The following is an 8,586-nucleotide window of genomic DNA, read 5'->3' as shown; positions in this document are numbered from 1 at the left end:
AGCGGATTTAAAAGCGGAATTTCTTCTGTGGTTGAAATTATGGGGTATAATTATTTAGGAAACGGAGATATTGATGCACACAGAAGTCAGTTTAAGCAACAGCCAGGAATGGGAACCGAAGAAGGTTCGACTTTTGCAACACGAGGAATTTACTTTACAGACGATGCCAAACATTATCAAAGTGCTTATGATAAAAAACCAAGACCAACTTTTTACAGTATAGAAGAAGGTTGGAAATTCTATGCAGAAAGACCTTATTTGGCCGGAATGTTTATTTGGACAGGTTTTGATTATCGCGGAGAACCAACGCCTTATGGTTGGCCATCTGTAACTTCTTATTTCGGGATGATGGATGTTTGCGGTTTCCCGAAAGATAATGTTTTTTACTTAAAATCGTGGTGGGGAAAAGAACCAGTTCTGCATTTGCTTCCACATTGGAATTGGAGCGGAATGGAAGGCAAAGAAATGGATGTTTGGGCGTATTCGAATTGCGATGAAGTAGAGCTTTTTCTAAACAAAAAGAGCTTAGGAAAAAAGAAAATGGAACAAAATAGCCATTTAGAATGGAAAGTTAATTATACTCCAGGAACTTTGGAAACTGTTGGGTATAAAGACGGTAAAAAAGTACTTTCTGATGTTCAAAAAACAACAGGAAAGTCAGAAAACATCAAATTGTCATTAGATAAAGAAAATGTTTTAAAAGGAAATGTTTCTGTTGTAACGGTTGAAACTACTGATAAAAATGGTTTGCATGTTCCAACGTCAAATGACGAAATCACATTTTCTATAAAAGGCGGAAAAATTTTAGGAGTTGGAAATGGCGATCCAACGTCATTAGAGAGTGATCAATTTATTGATGACATTTGCTTACTTGCTATAAATAATTTTAAGGAAAGAAAAGGAACAAGTGCAACTTTGCCACAGCAATTACCAAGTTATTTAGAGAAAGAATGGACAGAAGCTTTTAAAGATCGAGATTATAAAAAACAAGCGCCATCCTATATTTATAAAGGAGAATTTGACTTGAAAAATAATTCAGTTTCAAATGTGGTAAGTTTCTTTTATAAAAAAATAGGAGTAGAAACGGTAGTTTTTGTAAATGGAAGTAAAGTAGAATCAAGCAAAGAAGATTCGCAAAAATATATTCTAAATGCATCTATTTTAAAAGAAGGTAAAAATACGATTCACATTGCAGCGACACCATTACAGAAAGTAAAAGACTGGGATGTTATGAATACCGATCCAGGAATTATTCAAGTAATAACACCAGCAGAATCTTGGAAAAGAAAGCTTTTTAATGGTTATGCTCAAATTATTATACAGAAAGATGAAAATGTGAAGGAAGTTGTTTTATCTGCTTCTGGAAAAGGATTGCGATCAGCGAGTTTAAATAATTAGTTTTTTTAACCGCAAGTCACGCTAAGATTTGCGCAAAGGACGCTAAAAAATAAAATTTAGCAAAGTTGCTAAGACGCAAAGTCTCTTTTTTAAATAATTATAAATGAATTGCGTCCAGCTTTAGCTGGATGTGAAATGATTGTAATGTTATCAGGGCTTTAGCCAAACAGTTCTTGGTTTGGCTAAAGCCTTTTCTATGCTTGTCTCTTTTAAACCTCCAGCTAAAGCTGGAGGCAATTCAAAAAGAATTTTGCGTCTGAGCGACTTTGCGAGCTATTTCTTTCTCAAAACTCAAAACTTAACGAACCTTGCGTAATTCTTCGCGCTCTTTGCGGTTAAACCCGAAAACCTAAAACTTTAAACCTGAAACAAAAAATTAACAAAAGAATAATGTTTGATTTTCATAACTTTGCAAAATGAATAATCAGACAGAAACTCAGAATTGCGATTTTACTTCAGATTTAAAAATGAAGGGATTTAAAGTGTATCCTATAAATGGAGATTTTAGTAAAGTTCCCGTTTATAGCCGAAGAGACTTTTATAAAATCTGCATCAACACTAGTAAAAGTATCATACAGTATGCTGACCGCGGAATAGAAACAGATGGGACGATTCTGTTTTTCGGCAATCCGATTATTCCATATTCTTGGGAAACGGTTTCTGAGAAATTTGAAGGTTATGCCTGCGTTTTTACTGAGGAATTTTTTAAAACAAAAGACCGTTCAGAAACTCTTCAAGAATCGCCTCTATTTAAAATAGGAGGAACACCGATCTTTACTTTAACTCCTGAACAAAAAGTGTTTATCGATTCGTTATTTCAAAAAATGATCGAAGAATACGAAACCGATTATGCTTTCAAAGACGATTTAATGCGCAGTTATGTCAATTTGATTATTCATGAATCAATGAAAATGCAGCCTTCAGAGAGTTTTTTCAAACATAAAAACGCCTCTTCAAGAATTACTTCTTTATTTTTAGAATTGCTGGAAAGACAATTTCCAATTGAGACTAAAAACCAGCCTTTAGCTTTAAAAACGCCTCAGGATTATGCACAAAGCCTTTCTGTGCATGTAAATCATTTAAATCGTTCTGTAAAAGAAATTACAGGAAAACCGACTACAGCCCATATTACCGAAAGAGTTATCAACGAAGCAAAAGCTCTATTACAGCATACAGACTGGAGTATTTCGGATATTGGTTATTCGCTAGGATTTGAATATCCGAGTTATTTCAATAATTACTTCAAAAGACTTACGGGAACAGTTCCGAAATCACTTCGAATGTAAATTGTTTCATTTTCTTAATTTTTTGTTTGAATATTGTTATTTCAGCATTGTAGTATTGTTCTACATTTGCCCTGAAATAAACAACGAATCTTTGTATCAGTTTTTTTAATGACTAAATAACACTTCACAAAAGCATGCTCCGCTTTGCATTTAGTTTTAAATTTTGATAATAGAAAAATATAAATTTTTAAAGTATTAATTAAAATTAAAATCTCTTTCTGAAAAGAGATTCGATGTACTGATTATTTCATTCAAATAAGCTTATAAGAATTTAAAATTAATTATTAACCTAAAAACAACGAAATTATGTCGACACATTTCACTGCTGTAATCGAAGAAGGTAAAATTCCAAATACTTATATGACAGGCGAAGTGTCATATAAAAAGCAGACAAGCGAAATTCATCCTGAAAATACTGTAATTAAAGATATTTCTTTTGAACCCGGAGCAAGAAGTAATTGGCACAGTAATGCAAGTCTGCAATTAATCATTGTAACCGATGGAATGGGATATTACCAAGAACGTGGCGGACAAATTAATCTTATCGAAAAAGGAAAAGTAATCACAGTTTTACCTGGAGTAGAACACTGGTACGGAGCAACTCCAAAAACAAAGTATTCTCATATTACCATTGTTACAGAAGTAGACAAAGGTTCTGGAACATGGCTGGACAGTGTTACTGATGAGGAATATTATTCTTTTGAAAGATGCTAAAGTACTAAGATTCTGAGCTTCTGAGCTTTTAAAATTTTAAGAACTTTTAGTTTTACGCAGATTTTACTGATTTATAACAGATTTTATTTTTTGATTAGATTAAAATAATCGAAATTTATATAACTATTTGTAAATCAATATAAATCAGCCGGATTTCTATTGCGATTTCTCAACAGTTTTAGACCTGAAACAAAAAACAATAACAACAAATAAAAAAATTATGGAAACAAAAAGCATTAAAGCGTTTGGTACAGAAGCTGCCGAAGCACCATTAAAAACCTTAGATATTAAAAGAAGAGCTGTACAGGCGCATGACGTAGAAATCGAAATTTTGTATTGCGGAATCTGTCATTCTGATTTGCATTCGGCTAGAAATGAATGGCATGGCACTATTTATCCGATTGTTCCAGGACATGAGATTGTAGGCCGTGTTACTAAAGTTGGAGAACATGTAAAAGGTTTCAAAGTTGGTCAATTAGCAGGAGTAGGCTGTATGGTAGATTCTTGTAGAGAATGTGAGCAATGTAAAGAAGGTTTAGAGCAATATTGTGATCCAGGAAGCATCTTAACATTCAATTCTCCCGACGAACATTTAGGCGGACAAACTTTTGGAGGTTATTCTCAAAGTATTGTTGTTGATGAAAACTTCGTATTGCATATTTCAGATAAATTAGAACTTTCGGCTGTTGCGCCACTATTATGTGCAGGAATTACAACGTATTCTCCGTTAAAACACTGGAAAGTAGGTCCTGGACAAAAAGTTGGAATCGTAGGAATTGGTGGTTTAGGACATATGGGAATCAAATTGGCAAAAGCTATGGGAGCTCATGTAGTAGTTTTAACTACTTCAATGTCTAAATTCGAAGATGCGAAACGCCTTGGTGCAGATGAAGTTATCTTGTCTACAGATCCAGAGCAAATGGCAAAACATGCAAAAAGTATGAACTTTATTTTAGACTGTGTTTCTGCAGAGCATAATATTGATTCGTATTTAAATTTACTGAAAGTAGACGGAACATTGACACTTGTTGGAGCACCAATGGATCCTCTTCCTGTAACTTCTTTCAGTCTGATTTTAGGAAGAAGAAGTTTTGCAGGTTCAGCAATTGGCGGAATTGCAGAAACTCAAGAAATGCTTGACTTCTGTGCAGAACACAACATTACGGCAGACGTAGAAGTAATTGGCGTAAATGATGTAAATGACGCTTACGAGAGATTATTAAAAGGAGATATCAAATATCGTTTTGTTATCGATATGGCTTCTTTGAAATAAGATTCAAAGTGACAAAGGCTCAAAGGTACAAAGGTTCTTATATGCAGAAACCTTTGATCCTTTGTCCCTTTGATCCTTTGCACCTAATAAAAAACAACAAATGAAAACACGTAAATTAGGAAATAGCAGTTTAGAAGTCTCAGCATTAGGACTTGGCTGCATGGGAATGAGCTTTGGTTATGGACCAGCTCACGATAAAAAAGAAATGATAAGTTTGTTACGTTCGGCTTATGAAAAAGGAATTACCTTTTTTGATACAGCTGAATGTTACGGACCATTTTTAAACGAAGAATTACTGGGAGAGGCTTTAGCGCCTTTTCGTGATAAAATTGTAATTGCTACAAAATTCGGATTTTTGGAAGGTGATTCTAAAAAAGGATTAGACAGCCGTCCAGAGTGGATTAGAAAAAGCATCGAAGGTTCACTGAAAAGATTAAATACAGATGTAATCGATTTGTATTATCAGCATCGTGTAGACCCGAATGTGCCTATGGAAGACGTTGCAGGAACGGTAAAAGATTTAATTCAAGAAGGAAAAGTAAAACATTTTGGACTTTCAGAAGCGGGCGTAGAAAGCATTCGTCGTGCGCACGCAGTTCAGCCTGTCACTGCTCTTCAGAGCGAATACTCACTTTGGTGGAGAACTCCAGAAGAAGAAATTTTTCCGGTATTAGAAGAATTAGGAATTGGTTTCGTGCCTTTTAGTCCGTTAGGAAGAGGTTTTTTAACTGCTAAAATTGACGAAAATACGCAATTTGATAGCACCGATTTTAGAAACACTTTACCTCGTTTTACACCAGAAGCAAGAAAAGTAAATCAGGCGTTAGTTGATTTATTGTCTAAAATTGCCGCAGATAAAGGAGCAACAAACGCACAAGTAGCTCTTGCATGGATTTTGGCTCAAAAACCTTGGATTGCACCAATTCCAGGAACTACTAAACTACATCGTTTAGAAGAAAATCTTGGCGCTGTAGATCTAAAACTTTCAGCACAAGATTTATCAGAAATCGAAAATGCTGCTTCAAAAATTACAATTGAAGGCTCAAGATATCCAGAGCATCTGCAGAAGATAGCGGGGAAATAAGATTCTAAGGTTCTTAGATTCTAAGTTGCTAAGATTTTAATGCAAAGAAAAACTCAGAATCTTAGTAACTTAGAATCTTAGCTTCTAAAAAAAAACAACCCCTCAAGCAATTCAACTCTTGAGGGGTTTTTTAGCAAAGATTTGAGGTTCTTAGATACATTATACTTAGAATCTCAGAACCTTAGAATCTTAGCATCTTAATTATTTTACTTTTTATCTAGGTTTTGTTTTAGCATTTTAGCGTGTTGTAAATGTGCTGTTAAACCTGCAATATTGTTAGAAGCCCAAGTTCTTACTTCTTGATCGTTAGCATCTTTTGCGGCTTTTTCTAGTTTTTTGATCGCTTTTTCGTGACCGTCAATCATCATGTCGGCGAATTTTTTATCAAAATCAACACCAGATTTTTCGTTTAGTTTATTGTATTCTTCTTGACCTTCTTCAGTTAAAGAAGTTGGCAGAGTAAAGTTTTTTGCTTTTGCTAAAGCACTCACTTCAGAAGCCGATTTAGTGTGCTCATCGACAAGCATTTTACCAAATTTTTTCACTTCGGCGTTAGTACTTTTTGTTTGAGCCAGTTTACCAATTTCTATTTCAGCTAAATTAATTTCGGCTTGATCTACTAAAAATTCAGAGTCATCTTCTTTGCTGTCAATAGAATCAAATTTTGCTTCGTTTGCATCTTCAGCAACTTCTTTTGGATCTTCCTGTTTGGTTTCGTTTTTACAAGATTGAAGGAATATAATGATAAGTCCTGCTCCTAAAATGGCTTTTCCGGCTAATAATAACTTTTTCATGATTTTAATAGTTTAATGTTATAATGTAAAATTATTGAGAAGTTAAAGGAATGTCTTACAGGATTTTTAGAGATTGTTATAGGATTTGGATGTAAACAGATATTTGAGTTTGTCAATGTTTTTAAATAATCATAAGTTTGATTTTTTTAAGAAAACTATTATGGTAAGAAAAAGAAATACAGATGAATATTCAGTCAGAGTTTAGAAATACATTGTTTGTAAGAATAATAATGGGAGGTATTATTTTTGTAGTCGCATTATTTTATGTGCTATTTAATTTATTCATAAATTTTAGTAGGAATCCATTATTCATTGTTGCATGTTTCGTCCTTTTATTTATAGTTTATTGCATTCCTGATTTGTTTGAAATTTTTACGCTAACTATTAAAGATGAAGGAATTGAAACAAAAAATATAATTACAGGGAACATAAAGTTTATTCCTTATGAGGATATTACAAAAATTAAAAGAGGAAAAGTTAGATTTCGAACTAAAACGGGAGCTATATCAAATGGATATTATTATAGTACATTGATATTTAAAGATAATAAGAGTATAATAATCTCTCCAGATCATTTTAAAAATTATCATGCTTTGATGAATTATATTTATGAGAAATTTTAATTCAACAAAATCAATAACACAATTTAGTTTAGTCCCGACTCCAAAAGAGTTGGGATTTTTTTTTCGCACGTAATATTTTCCATTTTACAAAAAACACAAATTTACATTTCCACTTTCAAAATTCCCATCCCAAAAATTTGAAAATTCTGATCAAAATTCTATAACAAAACCACTTAACATTTTCAGGAACTTTGACTTATCAGATTTTTTAGAATTTAATCGAAATAAAAAATAGAAATCATGCCAAATCCAAGAATAAAAAATGAAGAGCAGTATGAAGCATTGGTAAAAAAAGGATACAGCAAAGAAAAATCGGCGCGTATTGCCAACACGCCAGATGCAGGAAAGAAGGGCGGAAAAGCAAAGCCTTATGACGAATGGACGAAAGAAGAACTTCTAAAACAAGCCAGTAAAGTAGGAATAAAAGGAAGATCTTATATGAATAAAAAGAAACTAATTGATTCTTTAAGAAATAATTAAAATTTAAAATAGAATGTTTTTGTGATAAAAATTTAAATACCATGAACGCGGCGAGAAAAGAAAATTTAATGAATCAGCTGATTAAAGCGCCACATCTAGTAATCGAAAAACTGGATTTAGAATACATTAATGATAAGCAATTGACAATTGTGCGCTGTCGCGAAGGAAAGAATTTCGTTTATAAAAAGAACGGAAAAGAAGTGAAGAACAAAAACGAAATTAAACGAATTAATAGTTTGGTTCTTCCGCCTGCATGGGAAAATGTTCGCATCACAGGTGTTACAAATGGTCATTTACAGGCTGTTGGAACAGATCTAAAAAATAGAAAACAATATCGTTATCATCCAAAATGGAATTTGATTAGAAACCAAACAAAGTTTTATAAAATAGCTGAATTTGGAGCTAAACTCCCATCAATAAGAAAACAAGTCGACATTGATTTGGAAAAGAAAGAATGGTCTAAAGAAAAAGTTATCGCTTTGGTAATCCGATTGATGGAAGAGACGCATATTCGAATCGGAAATGAGAAATATGCCAAAGACAACAAATCTTACGGACTTTCGACTCTTAGAAAACGACATATTAACATCAATAAAAATTCACTCAGATTTGAATTTATTGGTAAAAAAGGAAAACTTCATACCATTACAACCCGCAATAAAAAGTTGGTAAAATTGGTAAGCCGTTGCGAAGAAATTCCAGGTTACGAAGTTTTTAAATATTACGATAAAAATGGCGAAAGAAAAGTTTTGGATAGCCATGCCGTAAACGAATATCTGCACAATATTTCGGGAGAATATTTCAGTGCGAAAGACTTTAGAACTTGGGCAGCATCAATTATTTTCTTTGAAAGTTTAATGGAAATGGGAATCACTTCAGAAGAAAAAGAAATCAAACAGAATATCATAACTGCTTTTGATTTAACAGCTGAAGC

At 33.2% G+C, this 8,586-nt stretch carries 9 protein-coding genes; 8 read left to right on the top strand and 1 reads right to left on the bottom strand.

Translation table 11 applies throughout. The annotated features are described in order from the left end of the window. The 5 genes from B3J44_RS19860 to B3J44_RS19840 all read left to right on the top strand — a co-directional run. Positions 1 to 1,398: DUF4982 domain-containing protein (locus B3J44_RS19860; RefSeq protein WP_286971019.1), on the top strand; the 1,398-nt coding region annotated here is incomplete at its 5' end. A gap of 416 nt (positions 1,399 to 1,814) precedes the next feature. Beyond that, a complete protein-coding gene (locus B3J44_RS19855; protein ID WP_198856026.1) occupies positions 1,815 to 2,684 on the top strand; it encodes a helix-turn-helix domain-containing protein in 870 nt (289 codons plus the stop codon). Positions 2,685 to 2,990: 306 nt separating this feature from the next. Beyond that, positions 2,991 to 3,398, top strand: a complete 408-nt coding sequence (locus B3J44_RS19850) for a cupin domain-containing protein (protein WP_278021989.1) — start codon at positions 2,991 to 2,993, stop codon at positions 3,396 to 3,398. Between the two features lie 220 nt (positions 3,399 to 3,618). Further along, positions 3,619 to 4,671 (top strand): NAD(P)-dependent alcohol dehydrogenase, encoded by a 1,053-nt coding sequence (locus B3J44_RS19845; protein WP_198856024.1) that lies wholly within the window; start codon positions 3,619 to 3,621, stop codon positions 4,669 to 4,671. Between the two features lie 100 nt (positions 4,672 to 4,771). After that, the gene (locus B3J44_RS19840) at positions 4,772 to 5,755 is read left to right on the top strand and encodes an aldo/keto reductase (protein ID WP_286971016.1); all 984 of its coding nucleotides are present in this window, start codon (positions 4,772 to 4,774) and stop codon (positions 5,753 to 5,755) included. Between the two features lie 206 nt (positions 5,756 to 5,961). Here B3J44_RS19840 and B3J44_RS19835 read toward each other — a convergent pair whose 3' ends face one another. Further along, a complete protein-coding gene (locus tag B3J44_RS19835) occupies positions 5,962 to 6,549 on the bottom strand; it encodes a DUF4142 domain-containing protein (protein ID WP_286971015.1) in 588 nt (195 codons plus the stop codon). A 182-nt stretch (positions 6,550 to 6,731) separates the two neighbouring features. Here B3J44_RS19835 and B3J44_RS19830 point away from each other — a divergent pair, with 182 nt between their 5' ends. The 3 genes from B3J44_RS19830 to B3J44_RS19820 form a co-directional block, all read left to right on the top strand. Further along, the gene (locus tag B3J44_RS19830; RefSeq protein ID WP_286971014.1) at positions 6,732 to 7,172 is read left to right on the top strand and encodes a hypothetical protein; all 441 of its coding nucleotides are present in this window, start codon (positions 6,732 to 6,734) and stop codon (positions 7,170 to 7,172) included. Positions 7,173 to 7,412: 240 nt separating this feature from the next. Then, positions 7,413 to 7,652, top strand: coding sequence for a DUF7218 family protein (locus B3J44_RS19825; protein WP_286971012.1), 240 nt, complete (start codon positions 7,413 to 7,415; stop codon positions 7,650 to 7,652). A gap of 41 nt (positions 7,653 to 7,693) precedes the next feature. Further along, positions 7,694 to 8,586, top strand: an 893-nt coding sequence (locus tag B3J44_RS19820) for a DNA topoisomerase IB (RefSeq protein ID WP_286971010.1), incomplete at its 3' end; no start/stop codon positions are given.

The organism is Flavobacterium sp. UBA4854, assembly GCF_002399805.1.
In the GTDB taxonomy this organism is placed as follows: domain Bacteria; phylum Bacteroidota; class Bacteroidia; order Flavobacteriales; family Flavobacteriaceae; genus Flavobacterium; species Flavobacterium ginsengisoli.
This window is presented reverse-complemented; position numbering and strand designations above follow the sequence as displayed.